The sequence below is a fragment of the Dietzia lutea genome (genome assembly GCF_003096075.1).
Classification (GTDB): domain Bacteria; phylum Actinomycetota; class Actinomycetes; order Mycobacteriales; family Mycobacteriaceae; genus Dietzia; species Dietzia lutea.
Map to the genome: position 1 here is coordinate 1,389,228 of NZ_CP015449.1, position 15,939 is coordinate 1,405,166.

General features: G+C 72.1%; 14 protein-coding genes. 4 read left to right on the forward strand and 10 right to left on the reverse strand.

The features are described 5' to 3' along the window. Nucleotides 1-8 precede the first annotated feature (8 nt). The 3 genes from A6035_RS06275 to glnA all read right to left on the reverse strand — a co-directional run bounded on the left by A6035_RS06275 (nucleotide 9) and on the right by glnA (nucleotide 2,896). Complete coding sequence (locus A6035_RS06275; protein WP_108847067.1) at nucleotides 9-839, reverse strand: DUF1206 domain-containing protein; 831 nt, start codon at nucleotides 837-839, stop codon at nucleotides 9-11. Nucleotides 840-888: 49 nt separating this feature from the next. Continuing rightward, on the reverse strand, nucleotides 889-1,299 hold the full coding sequence (locus tag A6035_RS06280) for a hypothetical protein (protein WP_108847068.1): 411 nt from the start codon (nucleotides 1,297-1,299) through the stop codon (nucleotides 889-891). Between the two features lie 163 nt (nucleotides 1,300-1,462). Continuing rightward, nucleotides 1,463-2,896 (reverse strand): type I glutamate--ammonia ligase, encoded by a 1,434-nt coding sequence (gene glnA / locus A6035_RS06285; RefSeq protein WP_108847069.1) that lies wholly within the window; start codon nucleotides 2,894-2,896, stop codon nucleotides 1,463-1,465. Between the two features lie 220 nt (nucleotides 2,897-3,116). Here glnA and A6035_RS06290 point away from each other — a divergent pair, with 220 nt between their 5' ends. Continuing rightward, a complete protein-coding gene (locus tag A6035_RS06290) occupies nucleotides 3,117-3,602 on the forward strand; it encodes an RDD family protein (protein WP_108847070.1) in 486 nt (161 codons plus the stop codon). Nucleotides 3,603-3,665: 63 nt separating this feature from the next. Here the strand turns inward: A6035_RS06290 and A6035_RS06295 are convergent, their stop codons facing one another. The 4 genes from A6035_RS06295 to sucB all read right to left on the reverse strand — a co-directional run bounded on the left by A6035_RS06295 (nucleotide 3,666) and on the right by sucB (nucleotide 8,671). After that, the gene (locus tag A6035_RS06295) at nucleotides 3,666-4,421 is read right to left on the reverse strand and encodes a DUF4191 domain-containing protein (protein ID WP_108847071.1); all 756 of its coding nucleotides are present in this window, start codon (nucleotides 4,419-4,421) and stop codon (nucleotides 3,666-3,668) included. Between the two features lie 109 nt (nucleotides 4,422-4,530). Beyond that, on the reverse strand, nucleotides 4,531-5,547 hold the full coding sequence (lipA, locus tag A6035_RS06300) for a lipoyl synthase (protein ID WP_108847072.1): 1,017 nt from the start codon (nucleotides 5,545-5,547) through the stop codon (nucleotides 4,531-4,533). 21 nt (nucleotides 5,548-5,568) lie between these two features. Beyond that, nucleotides 5,569-6,246, reverse strand: coding sequence for a lipoyl(octanoyl) transferase LipB (gene lipB, locus A6035_RS06305; RefSeq protein WP_108847073.1), 678 nt, complete (start codon nucleotides 6,244-6,246; stop codon nucleotides 5,569-5,571). A 115-nt stretch (nucleotides 6,247-6,361) separates the two neighbouring features. Continuing rightward, nucleotides 6,362-8,671: a 2-oxoglutarate dehydrogenase, E2 component, dihydrolipoamide succinyltransferase gene (gene sucB / locus A6035_RS06310; protein ID WP_108847074.1), complete on the reverse strand. Its 2,310-nt coding sequence runs from the start codon at nucleotides 8,669-8,671 to the stop codon at nucleotides 6,362-6,364. Between the two features lie 318 nt (nucleotides 8,672-8,989). On the opposite strand from sucB, the gene A6035_RS06315 reads away from it, so the two are divergent. Then, the gene (locus A6035_RS06315) at nucleotides 8,990-9,355 is read left to right on the forward strand and encodes an oxidoreductase (protein ID WP_108847075.1); all 366 of its coding nucleotides are present in this window, start codon (nucleotides 8,990-8,992) and stop codon (nucleotides 9,353-9,355) included. Nucleotides 9,356-9,379: 24 nt separating this feature from the next. On the opposite strand, the gene A6035_RS06320 is transcribed toward A6035_RS06315, so the two are convergent. Then, nucleotides 9,380-10,894: a leucyl aminopeptidase gene (locus A6035_RS06320; RefSeq protein ID WP_108847076.1), complete on the reverse strand. Its 1,515-nt coding sequence runs from the start codon at nucleotides 10,892-10,894 to the stop codon at nucleotides 9,380-9,382. Nucleotides 10,895-11,040: 146 nt separating this feature from the next. Between A6035_RS06320 and gcvT the strand changes: the two genes are divergently transcribed. Further along, a complete protein-coding gene (gene gcvT / locus A6035_RS06325) occupies nucleotides 11,041-12,153 on the forward strand; it encodes a glycine cleavage system aminomethyltransferase GcvT (RefSeq protein WP_108847077.1) in 1,113 nt (370 codons plus the stop codon). A gap of 42 nt (nucleotides 12,154-12,195) precedes the next feature. Next, entirely contained in the window at nucleotides 12,196-13,296 is a 1,101-nt protein-coding gene (locus A6035_RS06330; protein ID WP_108847078.1) for a branched-chain amino acid aminotransferase, read from the forward strand. A 76-nt stretch (nucleotides 13,297-13,372) separates the two neighbouring features. Here the strand turns inward: A6035_RS06330 and A6035_RS06335 are convergent, their stop codons facing one another. Both A6035_RS06335 and cobT read right to left on the reverse strand, forming a co-directional pair. Then, nucleotides 13,373-14,164: an adenosylcobinamide-GDP ribazoletransferase gene (locus A6035_RS06335; RefSeq protein WP_208635564.1), complete on the reverse strand. Its 792-nt coding sequence runs from the start codon at nucleotides 14,162-14,164 to the stop codon at nucleotides 13,373-13,375. A gap of 6 nt (nucleotides 14,165-14,170) precedes the next feature. Further along, a complete protein-coding gene (cobT, locus tag A6035_RS06340; protein ID WP_108847079.1) occupies nucleotides 14,171-15,919 on the reverse strand; it encodes a nicotinate-nucleotide--dimethylbenzimidazole phosphoribosyltransferase in 1,749 nt (582 codons plus the stop codon). Nucleotides 15,920-15,939: the final 20 nt, after the last annotated feature.

Below are 15,939 nucleotides of genomic sequence, written 5' to 3' on the forward strand. Positions count from 1 at the left end.
CGCACCGCTCACATGCGGGCGAACCGCGCCCGCGCGATCGAGTAGACGCCGAACAGGGCGATGCCCGCGCCGGTGAGGACGAGCAGCACCTGTCCGAAGGGCTGCTCACCGACCGTGCGCAGCGCGGCGTCCAGCCCGCCGGCCTTCTCGGGGTCCGCGGTGACGACGGCGGTGATCACCAGCCCACCGAGGATCGCCAGCGCCACGCCCTTGGCGACGTACCCGACGCGCCCCGCGATGACGACCGCCCGACCGACCTCACCGCGGCCGGTGCGCTCGAGGTCCTCGACGAACTTCGCGGTCGCGCCCTTGTAGACGTGGTGGGCGCCCACCCCGAGCAGGACGAGCCCCACGACCACCAGCACGACCTTCCCGGCGCCCGAGCCCAGCAGGCCGGCCGTGGCGCCGGACGCGGTCTCCGAGTCCGACCCGCCACCGCCGGACGCGAACCGCGCGGTGGTCAGCCCCAGGGCCACGTAGACGGCGGCCTTCGCCCCGGCCCTGAGCCGGTCGGAGGCATCCTCGGGCCCCAGCAGGACCTCGATGACCTGCCACAGGCCCAGCGCGAGGAACGCGGCAGCACCGGCCCACAGCATCACCTGCCCGCCGGGCGCGGCGGCGATCTGTGCGAGCGCCCCTGAGTTGGAGGCCTCGCCGCCTCCGGAGCCCAGCGCGATCCGCACGGCGATCCAGCCGATGAGCAGGTGGACGACGCCGTTCATGACGAATCCCGCGCGGGCCAGCCACTCCAGCGCCGGGTGGTCGACGGCGGACCCGACGGCGCCGGACGCGGACCGCGCGGTGCCGGTGGCGGAACGGGAACGCAGCGGAGATCTCATGGGTGAACTCTCCCACGCCGGCGGGCTCTCCCCATCTTCCGGTCCGCGGTCACCACTCGATCTCGCCGAGGACCTCGTTGCGGCGCCGCAGTTCGGCCAGGCGCAACTCGGTCGCGCGGTGCTCCTCCATGCGCCGGCGCGCCTGCTCGGCCAGGGCGTCCGCCTCGACCTCGGCGAGCAGCAACTGGAGGCGGTCTTTCTGCTCCCGCAGGGTCTCCACGGACGTGTCCATGGCGATGAGCCTGCGGGAGCCTGCCGTGGCGTGGAGGAAGGGGTTGCGTTCGAGGATGAGGCGGGCCTCCTCGGGGTCCAGCACCCGCGAGAGCTTGAGCAGGACCGGGTAGCCCTGCCCTTCGCGGTCGGCCTCGGGGTCGTGTTCGGGGTCCAGGGCGGCGGCGACCACCTTGAGCGGCCTGGCCCGCGGGGAGGCGCTGCGGAAGTCGAAAGCGTCCGTGTCCATGGTGATCCCGGCTCCTTCCCGGCCCACCGCCCGGTGGTGCTCCGGGCGACCAGTGCTACCTGGCACAACCGTAAACGCCCCGGCCGTGGGGCCGGGGCGTTTCGGGGTTCCCGGGGCTACGGACTCCGGACCATGCAGGGCGGGCGATCAGATCGCCGCGCGCTCAGCAGTCGTAGTAGAGCTCGAACTCGTGCGGGTGCGGCCGCAGGTTGACCGGGGCGATCTCCTTCTCCCGCTTGTACGAGATCCAGTTCTCGATGAGGTCCTCGGTGAACACGCCACCCTCGGTGAGGTACTCGTGATCCTGCTCGAGTCGGTCGATCACCGCGGGGAGGGAGGTGGGCGCCTGCGGGATGTCCGCGGCCTCCTCCGGCGGCAGCTCGTAGAGATCCTTGTCGACCGGCGCCATCGGCTCGATCTTGTTCTTCACGCCGTCCAGGCCGGCCATCATCATCGCGGCGAACGCGAAGTACGGGTTGCCCGAGGAGTCGGGGCAACGGAACTCGATGCGCTTGGCCTTGGGGTTGTTGCCCGTGATCGGAATGCGCACACAGGCCGAGCGGTTTCGCTGCGAGTACACGAGGTTGATCGGCGCCTCGTAGCCGGGCACCAGCCGGTGGTACGAGTTGATCGTCGGGTTGGTGAACGCCAGCAGCGACGGCGCGTGGTGCAGGATGCCGCCGATGTAGTAGCGGGCGATGTCCGACAGCCCGGCGTAGCCCGACTCGTCGTGGAACAGCGGCTGGCCGTCCTTCCACAGCGACTGGTGGGCGTGCATGCCCGAGCCGTTGTCGCCGAAGAGGGGCTTGGGCATGAAGGTGGCGGACTTGCCGTTCTTCCACGCGGTGTTCTTGACGATGTACTTGAAGAGCTGGACGTCGTCCGCGGCGTGCAGCAGGGTGTTGAACTTGTAGTTGATCTCCTGCTGGGCGCCCGCGACCTCGTGGTGGAAGCGCTCGAGCTCGAAGCCGGCGTTCGTGAGGTTGGTGGACATCTCGTCTCGCAGGTCCACGAAGTGGTCGTACGGGGCGACGGGGAAGTACCCGCCCTTCTCGCGGACCTTGTAGCCGAGGTTGGGCGAGCCGTCAGCCTCCTGGCCGATGCCGGTGTTCCAGTTGCCCGCGCTCGAGTCGACCTCGTAGAAGCCGTGGTTGGTCCCGGAGCCGTAGCGGACCGAGTCGAAGACGAAGAACTCGGCCTCGGCGCCGAAGAAGCAGGTGTCGGCGATACCGGTGGAGACCAGGTACTCCTCGGCCTTGCGGGCGACGTTGCGCGGGTCGCGGCTGTAGGCCTCACGGGTGAACGGGTCGTGGACGAAGCAGCTGACGTTGAGCGTCTTGGCCCGGCGGAACGGGTCCAGGCGGGCGGTGGCGACGTCCGGCAGGAGCATCATGTCCGACTCGTGGATCGACTGGAAACCCCGGATGGAGGAGCCGTCGAACGCCAGGCCGTCCTCGAACATATCCTCGTCGAACGCCGCTGCGGCGATCGTGAAGTGCTGTTCGTTGCCCGGCAGGTCGGTGAACCGGATGTCGACGTACTCGACGCCCTCGTCCTTGATGAACTTGATGACCTCGTCCGGAGTGGAGAATGCCACGATTCGCTCCTCGTCTCTTCAAGTGCGACGGGCGACCGGTGTCCCCCGTCGTGCGGTGACCTCACGATATGGGCGAGGTGTTGCCCGGTCGTCAAGCGAATGTTTCGCCGGTGTTACGCGAGACGACCGGGGGCGTCCTTCCCAATGTGCGTAAGCCTAGTCGCGTGGGGCTGGGGTCGCCGACATGGGGAACGGCAGGTCGCCGGGCTACCCTGGCTTCATGCGTGATGTAGCGGGATCGTGGCTGTCCGGACCCACGTCCGGCAGCGGGCCGGAGCAGAAGTTCAAGGGCGAGAACCTCGGCCTGCCGGAGTCCGGCCCCGGCTCGATGGCCCCGCTCGGCGTCCGCTTCGGAGCGCTGGTCGTCGACTGGCTCCTGGCCTATGGACTGGTCGCCGCGGTCGTGTCGGTGGGTGGGCCCGGCGCACTGGGCGGGAACTCGTTCGCGGCGGTGTCCAGCTGGGCGGTGCCGTTGATGTGGGGGGTGATCGGCGTGGTCTGCGTGTGGCTGTTCGCGCAGACCCCCGGTCAGGCGGTGCTCGGGATCGGTACCGCCCGGGTGGACGCTGAGGAACGCGTCGGCTTCCTGCGCTCGCTGGTGCGGGTGGTGTTCATCTTCTTCCTGCTGCCCCCGCTGATCCAGGACGAGGACGGCCGCGGCATGCACGACCGCGCCACCGGCACGGCGCTCATCCGCTCCCGCTGATCCGCTCCGGCTGATCCGCTTCCGCTGATCCACCCTCGCCGAGGCGGCGCCGACTGAGCCCGGTCAGCCCCGGCGGCGGGCGCTGCGCTGGATGTTGCGGACCTTCGCGCCCTGGGGGACCGGGCCCTTGGGCATCTGGTTCTGCACACTGGTCTTGGTGCTCAGGGCCCGGAGGCGGGTGTCCAGGGCGTCGACCTTGGCGCGGCTGATGTTCATCGGGTAGCGGGTGAGGCGCCGGTTGAGCTTGCGCAGCGGCACCTGCTCCGGGGTGGCGTCGGCGTCGTCGCCCACGATCAGCTCGTAGATCGGGGTGTCGCCCACGACGCGGGTCACCTTCTTCTTCTCCTGGGTCATGAGCGGCTTGAGCCGGTGCGGCTGGCCCTCGCCCACGAGTACGATTCCGCAGCGGCCGACCACGCGGTGGACGGCGTCGAAGCTGGTGGTGGCGGCGACGGCCTGGTTGACCCGCCACCCCGACCGGAGCTGGTCCAGCGCCCACGCGGCAGCCCCCGGCTGACCCTCGGCCTTGCCGTACACGGTGTTCTGCACGCGCCGCGAGAACACGACCATCGCGAGCATGAGGCCCACGAGCACGCCGAGCGGCAGCATCCACCACTCGCCACCCCACAGTGTGCCGAGGAGGAAGAAGACCACGGCCGAGAGGACGACCGCACCGATCATCAGTGGCCACAGGAGCTTGTCCTGCTTGGACTGGATCTTCAGCGCCTGCCACATCTGGCCGCGCTGCTCCTTGCCCGCCGCGCGCCGTGCGGCCCGGGCCGCCTTCTTGTCCGCCTTGCTGACCTCGCTCTTCGCCATACCCCTCAGGATACGTGGCGTAGGCCGCGGTCAGAGAACCGCGCCGCCCTCGCCCCGAGGGGGACGGGGCGAGGGCGGCGGGAGGAGCGTGGCGTGTGCGGCGCCGGGGTCAGGCGCGGGCGGTCTCGCGGGCCAGCACGCTCGAGGCCTCCTGGGACGCCGAGCCCTCCGAGGTGAGCTGCCGCAGGTGCTCGGGCACCGCCTGACCGCGGTGCTCGAGCGCCTGGACGTACAGGCGACCGGCGCGGTAGGACGAGCGGACGAGCGGTCCGGCCATGACGCCGGCGAAGCCGATCTCGCGCGCCTGATCGGACAGCTCCACGAACTCCTCGGGCTTGACCCACCGGTCGATCGGGTGGTGCCGCGGGGTGGGGCGCAGGTACTGCGTGATGGTGAGGATGTCGCACCCGGCGGAGTGGAGGTCCCGCATCGCGTCGACGATCTCCTCGGTTGTCTCGCCCATCCCCAGTATGAGGTTGGACTTGGTGACCAGACCGAAGTCGCGAGCGGCGCGGATCACGTCGAGGGAGCGCTCGAACCGGAACGCGGGCCGGATCCGCTTGAAGATCCGCGGCACCGTCTCGAGATTGTGCGCCAGCACCTCGGGACGCGACTCGAACACCTCGGCCAACTGGTCGGGGTTGCCGTTGAAGTCGGGGATCAGGTTCTCTACCCCTGTATTGGGGTTGAGCTCGTGGATCTTGCGGACCGTCTCCGCGTAGAGCCAGGCGCCCCCGTCGTCGAGGTCGTCACGCGCGACACCCGTGATGGTCGAGTAGCGCAGGCCCATCTCGCGGACCGACTCGGCGACGCGCCGGGGCTCGTCGCGGTCGAGCGCGGAGGGCTTGCCGGTGTCGATCTGGCAGAAGTCGCAGCGACGGGTGCACTGCTCACCGCCGATGAGGAACGTGGCCTCGCGGTCCTCCCAACACTCGTAGATGTTGGGACAACCGGCCTCCTCGCACACCGTGTGCAGACCGCCACCTCGCACCAGGCCCTTGAGTTCCTTGTACTCGGGGCCCATCGTGGCACGGGTACGGATCCACGACGGCTTACGTTCGATGGGGGTCTCGGCGTTACGGGCCTCGATGCGCAGAAGCTTGCGGCCCTCGGGAGTCACAGTCACGTCATCAAGCCTACGCGTGGTTCACGACACGGGCAGTCGGCCGTCGAGCGCCTCCACCAAGTCGGAGGTGACCTGATCGAGAACGTCGGACACGGTGACGGTGCGGGCGAGTTCGGCGGTGAGCGAGGTGACCCCGGCGTCGACGATCCCGCACGGCACGATCCGGGAGAACGCGGTCAGGTCGCAGTCGCAGTTGAGGGAGAACCCGTGCATCGTCACCCCGCGTTGGACCCGGATGCCGATCGCGGCGATCTTGCGCTCGGGCCGCCCGTCCGAGGCCGCGCACCAGACGCCGGAGCGGCCGTCGACGCGACCGGCCTCCACTCCGAGCCGGGCGCAGGTGGTGATGAGGGCCTGCTCGACGCGGCGCACGTACTCGACCACGTCGATCGGATCGGTCAGCGCGATGATCGGGTACCCGACGAGCTGGCCGGGGCCGTGCCAGGTGATGCGTCCGCCGCGGTCCACGTCGACGACCGGGGTGCCGTCGACCGGCCGGTCGGCCGGTTCCGTCCGCTTGCCGGCGGTGTAGGTGGCGGGGTGCTCGAGGAGCAGTACGGTGTCGCCGCGTCGCCCGTCGGCGCGCTCCTCGGCCAGGGTGCGCTGGAGGTCCCAGGTGGGGGAGTACTCGACGGTGCCGAGCCGCCGGATCTCCGGGGCGGCCGGGTCGCGGCGCAGGGACTGACCGGTGTGAGACATGACACCAGGGTAGGCCGCGCGGGCGCGCGCGGACCGGGAGGGTGGTGCGACGACGACGGGCGCCCTCCCCGGAAGGGGGACGCCCGTCGCGTGGTCGGCGGAACCGGCGGTGGGACTACAGCCCGAGGTCGCCCTCGAACTCGGCCTTCTCCAGGCGGTCCTTGACCGTGGTGAGGAAGCGGCCGGCGTCGGCACCGTCGATGAGGCGGTGGTCGTACGTCATCGGCATGAAGCCCATGGACCGGATGGCGATCGACTCGCCGTCGGTGTCCGCGTCCACCACGGGACGGCGCACGATCGCGCCGGTGCCCAGCATCGCCGCCTGCGGCGGGACGAGGATCGGGGTGTCGAACAGGGCCCCCTCGCTGCCGATGTTGGTGATGGTGAAGGTGCCACCCTGCAGGTCGTCCGGGGTGAGCTTGGACGCCCGGGCCCGCTCGGCGATGTCGATGATCGCCTTGGCCAGCCCCGGGATGTCCAGGTCCTGCGCGTTGTGGATGACCGGCGAGAGCAGACCCGCCTCGGTGTCCACGGCGATGCCGAGGTTCACCGAACCGTGGTAGGTGATCTCGTTGGTGCTCTCGTCGTAGGACGCGTTGACGTTCGGGTGCGAGACCAGGGCCTCGACGACCGCCTTGGCGTAGAACGGCAGGTAGGTGAGCTTGACGCCGTGCTTGTCGGCGAACTGCTCCTTGACCTTCGATCGCAGCTGGGCCACACGGGTCATGTCGACCTCGAAGACCTGCGTGAGCTGGGCCGAGGCCTGCAGCGACTCGCGGGTCTTCTGCGCCGTGATCTTGCGGATCCGGTTGGCCTTCTTGGTGGTGCCGCGCAGCTCGGCGAGCTCGGGCCGCACGCCGGCCGTCGACGGGCCGCCGGCGGGTGCCTTCTTCTCGGCGGGGGCCTCGGAACCGGAGTCGGTCCCCGCGCCCTCGGCCGCCGCGAGGACGTCCTGCTTGCGGATCCGGCCACCGATGCCGGTGCCCTTGACCGAGTCCAGGTCCACGCCGTGCTCCTGCGCGAGCTTGCGCACGAGCGGGGTGACGTACGGCGAGCTGCCGGCCTTGGCGGCCGCGGCGGGCTCGGCCCGCGGCGGGACCGCGTCGGCCGACCCGTCCGAGGAGGACTTCTTCGGCGCCGACTTCCCGGACTTCTCCGCGGAGGTGTCCTCGGACTTCTGCTCGGCCTTCTTCTCCGCCTTGGCCGCGGCCTCGGTCTCCTGGGAGGGGGTGTCCTCCGGGACCTCGTCCTCGCCCGAGGCGTCGACGTCCTCGTCCTTGGCGTCGGTCGCGTTCTGCTCCTCGGCCGACTGGTCGTCGTCGGCGTCGTCGTCCGCGTCGCCCGAGTCGTCGGATGAGCCGGAGCCGTCGCCGATGACGGCGAGGGTGGCGCCGACCTCGACGGTCTCGTCCTCCTCGGCGACGATCTTCTGCAGGGTGCCGGCGACGGGCGAGGGGATCTCGGTGTCGACCTTGTCGGTGGAGACCTCGAGCAGGGGCTCGTCGACCTCGACGGTGTCGCCGACGGACTTGAGCCAGCGGGTGATGGTGCCCTCGGTGACGGACTCGCCGAGCTCGGGCATGACCACGTCGGTGCCCTTGCCGCCGCCGGAGCCGCCGGAGGACTTCTTGGGAGCGGGCTCCTCGGCGGGCTCGTCGGCCTCGTCCGCGGAGTCGGACGCGTCGTCCGAGCCCTGGTCGTCCGAGGCGGGAGCGTCAGCCGCGTCGTCGGAGTCGTCCGCTTCATCGGCGTCGTCGCCCGAGTCGTCGGTGTCGTCGGATGAGCCGGAGCCGTCGCCGATGACGGCGAGGGTGGCGCCGACCTCGACGGTCTCGTCCTCCTCGGCGACGATCTTCTGCAGGGTGCCGGCGACGGGCGAGGGGATCTCGGTGTCGACCTTGTCGGTGGAGACCTCGAGCAGGGGCTCGTCGACCTCGACGGTGTCGCCGACGGACTTGAGCCAGCGGGTGATGGTGCCCTCGGTGACGGACTCGCCGAGCTCGGGCATGACCACGTCGGTGCCCTTGCCGCCGCCGGAGCCGCCGGAGGACTTCTCGGGAGCGGGCTCCTCGGCGGGCTCGTCGGCCTCGTCCGCGGAGTCGTCGGCCTGCTCGACCTGATCAGCGTCCGCGGCGTCGTCTGCATCGTCGTCGTCGGCGGAGTCGTCGGTGTCATCGGACCCGCCGGAGCCGTCGTCGATGACCGCCAGCTCGCCGCCGATCTCGACGGTCTCGTCCTCCTCGGCGACGATCTTCTGCAGGGTGCCCGCAGCGGGGGAGGGGATCTCGGTGTCGACCTTGTCGGTGGAGACCTCGAGCAATGGCTCGTCGACCTCGACCGTGTCCCCCTCCTTCTTGAGCCAGCGGGTGACGGTCCCTTCGCTGACGGATTCACCGAGAGCCGGCATCTGTACGGAGAAGGCCATGGTGTCGTGACTCCTCGAGAGGTCTAGAGGCGCTGCTCCCCGGCGCGGTCAGCGCCCGCTGTGAGCGGCGTCGTGGGTGGGTCTACTGTCTGTTCGTCGATAGCGCCTCGGACGGACCCGCTGAGGCGACCCGACCGGACGATCGCCGTCCATTGTGCCCTCTGCCACTGGACGGTGTCGTCGGACGCCCCGATCCGACCCGAGCGGGGCGACGAATCCCCCGGTGGGCGACGCGATACGCACTGCTCGTGATGGGTACGATCGAACCGGCGTGACCGGCCCCACCCCGGACGGGGGGCCGATGGGAGGAGGCCGACCGTGGGGATCCGCGACCTGTTCGGACGTCGTCGGCGAGGGATCGCCGCCGACCCGGCCGACCTCGACCACCTGCGCCGGTGGTGTCGCACGCGGGTGGGGGTCGAGGCCTACCTCGAGCCGGAGACCCTCGTCTCCGTGCCGGGCCTGTGCCTGGTGGCCTTCGACGGCGAGTGGACCCGCCGCCCGGTCGGCGACGTCGCCACCGCCCGCAGACTCGCCGCACGATTGAAGCTGCCGCTCTTCGACGCCTCGATCCAGGGCTACCCGCAACGCATGCGCGACTACGAGCAGGTCCGCATCACCCGCGAGAAGCGCGAGCGCGCCCGCCGGCTCCGCGACCAGATGCGCGAAGCCGACGGGCGCTAGCCACGAGCCGAGGCGGCGGGGTGGTCAGCCCGCCGCGGCGATGTCCTCGAGCGCGGCGAGCATCGTGCGGACCGGCACGCCGGTACCGCCCTTGGGCAGGTAGCCCTCCGGGCCGCCGTCGTTGTAGGCGGGGCCGGCGACGTCGATGTGCGCCCACTCCACGCCCTCGCCGACGAACTCGCGCAGGAACAGCCCGGCCGACAGCATGCCGCCCCACCGGTTCGGGGTGACGTTGGTCAGGTCCGCCACCTCGGAGTCGAGTCCGTCGCGCAGCTCCTCGGGCAGCGGCATCGGCCACCCGCCCTCACCGACCGACCGGCTCAGCTCGGCGACCCGGTCACGGAACTCGTCGGTGCCCATGACACCCGGGGTCTTCTTGCCCAGCGCCACCATCTGCGCACCGGTCAGCGTGGCGGTGTCGATGAGGTGCGAGGGCGAGTCCTCGCAGGCGCGGACGATCGCATCGGCCAGGATGAGCCGGCCCTCGGCGTCGGTGTTCTGCACCTCGACGGTCTTGCCGCCGTACATGGTGAGCACGTCACCGGGCCGGTACGCGGTGGCCGACGGCATGTTCTCGGCCATCGGCACGGTCGCCACCACGGTGAGGTCCAGACCGAGGCGCGCGGCGAGGATGACGGTCGCGACCACGGCCGCCGCACCGCCCATGTCCATCGTCATCTGCTCCATGCCCGCGGCCGGCTTGATGGAGATGCCGCCGGTGTCGAACGTGACGCCCTTGCCGACCAGCGCCACCGACGGACGGTTCTCGGCGCCCCGGTGGGTCAGCCGAACCAGGCGCGGGCCACGCGACGAGCCGCCGCCCACGGCGAGGATGCCGCCGTAGCCGCCCTCGGCCAGCGCGGCCTCGTCGAGCACCTCGACCTCGAGCCCGGCCTCACGCCCCAGCTCGGCGGCACGATCGGCGAACGAGCCCGGGAACAGCAGGTTGGGCGGGGTGTTGATCAGATCGCGCGCGAGGCCGACGCACTCGGCGATCGTGGCGGCCCGGGCCACGGCGTCCGCGCCGCCCTCGGCGACGAACACCCTGACGGAGTCGGAGATCTCGTCGTCGTCGCCCCCGTCGGATCCGGTGACCTTCGCCGGCCGGAACGATCCCAGTCCCGCCCCCAGGGCCACCGGCTCGGCGCGCTCGTCGTCGAGCAGCACCAGCGCCGACCCCAGTCCGCGGCAGGCGTGCGCGGCGGCGCCGGCCGCGCGGCGCAACGTCTCGTCGGACACCTCGCCGTCCGAGGCGCCCAGGCCGACCAGCACCACCGACGCGCCGGGGACGCCCTCCGGCGCCGGCACGCGGGTCGTGGAGCCGACCTTCGTGGACGCGCCGACCGCGTGCGCGACCTCGGCCACCGCGCCGGTCACCGTGGCCTCGAGGCCGGGGGCGACGACGACGGGGGCCCCGTCACCCGAGCCGGCGGGCGCGGCGATGCCGATCACCACGACATCGGACTCCGCGGGGGCGGTCACCGCCTCGATCGGGGCGATGTCCGGGGTGTGGCTGAGGATCGACTGCGCGGTCGGCATAGGGGCGCTCCTGGTGATCGGCGGGATGAGGTGGGTCGATGGACCGGTGCCCGGACGCCGCGGTGGGACCGCCACGGCGAGGGCACCATAGTCTATCGACTACCGTGGGAGGGAAGCCGTTACCGGAGAGCGCGAGGAGTGGCCACATGACAGACACCGGGGACCTCTACGAGGGGCCGCTGCACTCCCGCCACGCGGAGGCCGGCGCCACCTTCGCACCCTTCGGTGGCTGGTCGATGCCCGTGCAGTACACCGGCACAGTCGCCGAGCACACCGCCACCCGCACCACGGTGGGGCTGTTCGACGTCAGTCACCTCGGTAAGGCGCTCGTCTCCGGTCCGGGCGCCGCGGAGTTCGTCAACTCGTGCCTCACCAACGACCTCGACCGCATCTCCGCGGGCAGCGCGCAGTACACGCTGTGCTGCGACGAGTCCGGGGGAGTGGTCGACGACCTCATCGCCTACCGCGTCTCCGACTCCGAGATCTTCCTCATCCCCAACGCCGCCAACACCGCCGAGGTCGTCCGCCGGCTGCAGGCCGCGGCCGCCGAGCGCGCGCCCGACGTGAGCATCACCGACGAGCACCGTTCCCGCGCGGTGATCGCCGTCCAGGGCCCGCTCGCCGGCGAGGTGCTGGGCGCCCTCGGGCTGCCCACCGACCTCGACTACATGGCGTTCGTCGACGCCGACTGGAACGGGCGGTCCGTCCGGATCTGCCGCACCGGATACACCGGCGAGTACGGGTTCGAGGTGCTGCCCGCGTGGGACGAGGCCGGCCCCCTCTGGGACGCCCTCGCCGAGCAGGTCCTGTCCCGCGAGGGCGCGCTGTGCGGGCTCGGCGCCCGCGACTCCCTGCGCACCGAGGCCGGCTACCCGCTCCACGGCAACGAACTGTCCGTCGACCTCAGCCCCCTCGAGGCGCGCTGCGCCTGGGCCATCGGGTGGGACAAGCCGTCCTTCTGGGGTCGCGAGGAACTGCTGCGGCAGAAGGAGGCCGGCCCCGCCCGGCGCGTGTACGCCCTCCAGGTCACCGGTCGCGGCGTCCTGCGCGCCGGTCAGACCGTGCGAGCCGACGGCCGCGAGGTGGGCGTCACCAGCTCGGGCACGTTCTCGCCGACGCTCAGGACGGGGATCGCGCTGGCGTTCGTCGACCTGGACGCGGGGCTCAAGAAGGGCGACGAGGTCATCGTGGACGTCCGCGGACGAGAGGTACCGTGCCGGCTCGCGGTACCCCCGCTCGTCGAGATCCGCACCCGCTGACCCCGCCCTTACCGCCCCCGCACTCCAGGAACGAGACCCGTCATGTCCGACACGACCGACTTCGACATCCGCCCGTCCGCCTCGCCCAGGACGGCCGACGAGCGTGCCGCCATTCTCGCCAATCCCGGCTTCGGCAAGCACTTCACCGACCACATGGTCACCATCCCGTACGCCGGCGGTGCCTGGGGGACGCCGGTCGTCGAGGCCTACGCACCGCTGTCGATCGACCCGTCCGCCGTGGTCCTGCACTACGCCCAGACGATCTTCGAGGGCCTCAAGGCCTACCGCCAGGCAGACGATTCCATCGCCTCCTTCCGGCCCGAGCAGAACGCCGCCCGCTTCAACCGCTCCGCGCGGCGCCTGGCCATGCCGCAGCTGCCGGAGGAGCTGTTCATGGAGTCGCTGCGCCAGATCGTGGCGATCGACCGCGACTGGGTGCCCGCCGCCGGCGGTGAGGAGGCGCTCTACCTGCGGCCGTTCATGATCGCCACCGAGACCGGACTCGGCGTGCGGCCGGCCGACGAGTACCTCTACTCGGTCATCGCCTCCCCGGCCGGCGCGTACTTCTCGCGCGGGGTCGCCCCCGTGAGCGTCTGGCTGAGCACCGAGTACGTCCGCGCCAGCCCGGGCGGCACCGGCGCCGCCAAGTTCGGCGGCAACTACGCCGCCTCCCTGGCCGCCCAGGAGCAGGCCGCCGCCAAGGGCTGCGATCAGGTGGTCTGGTTGGACGCGATCGAGCGGAAGTACGTCGAGGAGATGGGCGGGATGAACCTGTTCTTCGTCCTGGGCACCGGCGACTCCGCCGAGATCGTCACCCCCGAACTGTCCGGCTCCCTGCTGCCCGGCGTCACCCGCGACAGCCTCCTGCAGCTGGCCCGGCACCTCGGCTACCGCGTCACCGAGCGCAAGGTCTCCGTGGACGAGTGGGAGTCCGGCGTCGCGTCCGGCGAGATCTCCGAGGTGTTCGCCTGCGGCACCGCCGCCGTCATCACTCCCGTCGGCTCGGTCCAGCACGCCGGGGGCGGCTACACGGTGGGCGACGGCGAGCCCGGTGGGGTCACCATGCGGCTGCGCGAGACCCTCACCGGCATCCAGCGGGGTTCGGTCGAGGACCCGTTCGGCTGGATGACGCGCCTGGCATGAGCCGGGCCGTGTGACCCCGGCGCCGTCGGACGCCCGCCGCCGTCAGATCCCCGGCGCCGTCCGACTCCCGACGCCGTCAGGCGAGGAGCACCGCCGCGACGAGAGCCGCGGCGGTGCCGGCCTCGATCACCGCGCCGAGGACGTCGCCGTTGACGCCACCGAGCCGCCGGACGACGTGGCGCCCGAAGCCCGCCGTGGCCGCGTAGGCGAGCAGGCCCGCCGCCGCGCCGGCCACCGGCGCCCACCACTCGCCGTCGGCCGGCCCGGCCGCGGTCAGTGCCGCGCCGGCCAGTCCCGCGCCGGCCACCGCGCACAGGAGCGCGGTCATCGCCACGGCGACGCGCGACTGCGACCCCGCCACGAGCGCGCCGAAGCCCGTCGCCGAGGCCGCGGGGACCCCGCGGCGCAGCAGCACCACGGGCAGGCAGCGGGACAGGACGAACGCCGCGACCGGGGCCAGCCACGCTCCCGAGGCGACCAGCGCGCCGAGCGCGGCCACCTCCGCCAGCAGGACGAGGACCAACACGGCGGCCCCCATCGGCCCCACCGAGCCGGAGCGCATGATCTCGAGCGCGCGGTCCGGGCCGGCGTACGAACCCAGCCCGTCGGCCGTGTCGGCCAGGGCGTCGACGTGCATGCCGCGCGTGAGCGCTAGGACGGCCCCCACGCCGACGACGCCGGAGAGCGTCGCGCCCGCCCCGAGGGCGTGAGCGCCGTGGGCGAGGGCGGTGGCCGTGGCGCCGCAGACCAGTCCCACGGCGGGCAGCGCGGTCATGGCGCGTCCGGCCGCGGCCGCGTCGGGGACGCCGTCGCGGTCGACGGGGAGGACCGTCATCCACGACAGCGAGAGGCGGACCGCGTCGAACACGAACCGTCAGTCCCGGCCGCTGACCCCGGCGTCGGCGAAGGTCGCCATCTCCGTGAGGATCGCTACGGCGTTGTGGACGACCGGTAGGGCGGCGACGGCGCCGCTGCCCTCACCCAGTCGCATCGCGTGCTCGAGGATCGGGTCGAGCGACAGGTAGGTCAGCGCGGCCGAGTGGGCGGGTTCGGCGCTGCGGTGCCCGGCCGCCCACCACTGGCGCGAGCCCGGAGCCAGCGCCTCGGCCATCAGGGCGGCCGAGGTGACCACCGAGCCGTCGAGTAGGCACGGCGTCCGGCGGATCGCCGCCTGGGCGAGGAACCCGGCCATCGCCGCGAGATCGGCGCCGCCGACCTTGCGCAGCATCGCCACGGGGTCGCGGAGGTCGCCGGACGCGCGGAACAGGGCGTCGCGGATGGCGGCGGTCTTACGCATCCACCCCTCGTCGTCGACGCCGGTGCCGCGCCCCACGAGCTCGACGGGCTCGTGGCCGGTGACCAGGCACGTGAGGACGGTCGCCGGGGTGGTGTTGCCGATGCCGAGGTCGCCCGCGATGAGCAGGTCCGCCCCGGAGTCGACCTCCTCGTCGGCGATGCGGCGGCCGGCGGCGATCGCGGCCCGCACCTCCTCGGGGCTCAGCGCGTCCTCCCGGTCGATGGATCCGCTGGAGCGGCGGACCTTATGGTCGTCGAGCCCCCCGGGGCGCTCCGCGGACATCGCCATGTCGGCCACCCGGACCGTCGCGCCGGCGGTGCGCGCGAGGACGGACACGGCCGCGCCCCCGGCGACGATGTTGTCGGCCATCTGCAGGGTGACCTCCCGCGGGAAAGCGGAGACCCCGTGCTCGGCGACACCGTGGTCACCGGCGAACACCACGACCCGAGCCCGCTCGAGCGGACGCGGCGGACACGTGTCCTGGCACGAGGCGATCCAGACGCCCAGTTCCTCGAGGCGTCCGAGGGACGCCGCGGGCTTGGTCAGCGTGAGGTGGCGACCGCGCGCCTCCTCGGCGACCGCGTGGGACGGCGGGTGGACCGGCGGGAAGACGACCGGGTCGTCGTAGTGCGCGACGTCCGCGAGGCCGGGGAAATCGTGCGGGGTCTCGGTGGGCGCGTCGGTGGGCGCGTCGGTGGGCGGGTCGACGGGGGAATCGGCCGGGGTGTCGGCGGGCGCGGCCGTCGCCGCGGGCGTGGTGACGCCCGCCACGGCGGGCGCGGTGACGGTGGGGCTCGGGCGTGCGTCGCCGAGGGGTAACGCGCGCCCGGCGACGACGAGGACCGCCGAGTCGCACACCTGCGCCAGTCGCCGGTTGAGCGTGCCGATCATGTCGGCGAACACCCGACCGGAGAGCGTGTCCGGGACCACGCCGAGGCCGACCTCGGGGGAGACCAGCACGACCGGGCCCGGGCGCTCGGCGACCGCAGCGACGAGCGCGTCCGTCTCGTCGGCGACCGCGGAACCCCCGTCGGTCCACCCGAGGGTGGCGTCCATGCGGCGGGTGAGCCAGCCTCCGAGGTCGTCGACGAGGACGGTCGAGTCCGGGTGCTCGGCGAGTACGCGGGTGATCTCGTCGGTCTCCTCGGTGACCCACTCGTCCGGCCGGCGGTCGCGGTGCGCGGCGATGCGGGCGGTCATCTCCGCGTCATCGGGGTCGCGTCGGGCGGTGGCGACATACACGACGTCGGTACCGGTCGCGGTGGCCACGGACTCGGCGTGGGCGGATTTACCCGATCGGATGCCGCCGAGGACGAGCAGGCGCATGGGTCAGACCCTTCCGGGGA

Excerpts from the sequence above, each read along its gene's own strand:
- A6035_RS06275 (WP_108847067.1), bottom strand. The coding sequence starts at position 839 with ATGAGATCTCCGCTGCGTTCCCGTTCCGCCACCGGCACCGCGCGGTCC.
- A6035_RS06280 (WP_108847068.1), bottom strand. The coding sequence starts at position 1,299 with ATGGACACGGACGCTTTCGACTTCCGCAGCGCCTCCCCGCGGGCCAGG.
- A6035_RS06290 (WP_108847070.1), top strand. The coding sequence starts at position 3,117 with ATGCGTGATGTAGCGGGATCGTGGCTGTCCGGACCCACGTCCGGCAGC.
- A6035_RS06295 (WP_108847071.1), bottom strand. The coding sequence starts at position 4,421 with ATGGCGAAGAGCGAGGTCAGCAAGGCGGACAAGAAGGCGGCCCGGGCC.
- lipB (WP_108847073.1), bottom strand. The coding sequence starts at position 6,246 with ATGTCTCACACCGGTCAGTCCCTGCGCCGCGACCCGGCCGCCCCGGAG.
- sucB (WP_108847074.1), bottom strand. The coding sequence starts at position 8,671 with ATGGCCTTCTCCGTACAGATGCCGGCTCTCGGTGAATCCGTCAGCGAA.
- A6035_RS06320 (WP_108847076.1), bottom strand. The coding sequence starts at position 10,894 with ATGCCGACCGCGCAGTCGATCCTCAGCCACACCCCGGACATCGCCCCG.
- gcvT (WP_108847077.1), top strand. The coding sequence starts at position 11,041 with ATGACAGACACCGGGGACCTCTACGAGGGGCCGCTGCACTCCCGCCAC.
- A6035_RS06330 (WP_108847078.1), top strand. The coding sequence starts at position 12,196 with ATGTCCGACACGACCGACTTCGACATCCGCCCGTCCGCCTCGCCCAGG.
- cobT (WP_108847079.1), bottom strand. The coding sequence starts at position 15,919 with ATGCGCCTGCTCGTCCTCGGCGGCATCCGATCGGGTAAATCCGCCCAC.